The sequence below is a fragment of the Streptococcus pseudopneumoniae genome, from assembly GCF_038148935.1.
GTDB classification, from domain to species: domain Bacteria; phylum Bacillota; class Bacilli; order Lactobacillales; family Streptococcaceae; genus Streptococcus; species Streptococcus pseudopneumoniae_U.
This window is the reverse complement of sequence record NZ_JBBJZX010000252.1, coordinates 1-278: the sequence shown is the minus strand read 5'-3', so window position 1 is coordinate 278 and position 278 is coordinate 1. Positions and strand designations below refer to the sequence as shown.

Genomic DNA, 278 nt, shown 5'->3' with positions numbered 1-278 from the left:
AGAATTGAGAAAAATCACACGCTGATTCGCGACATTCTACCTAAAGGAACTTCTTTTGACAATTTAACTCAAGAGGACATCAATCTCGTCTGCTCTCATGTCAACAGCGTCAAACGTGCTGCTTTGAATGGAAAGTCAGCTTATGAACTCTTTGCCTTTACTTATGGAGAAGAAATTCCTAAGCTTCTCGGCATTTCTAAAATACCTGCAGAAGACGTCTGTCAGTCTTCTAAATTACTCCAACATAAGTTCTAAAAACTAACCTAAAACCCTATTCA

The 278-nt window shown here is 38.1% G+C and carries 1 pseudogene; it reads left to right on the top strand.

From position 1 onward, the window contains the following. Positions 1 to 255: pseudogene (locus WKI42_RS10850) on the top strand (IS30 family transposase); the annotation flags it as partial. Positions 256 to 278: the final 23 nt, after the last annotated feature.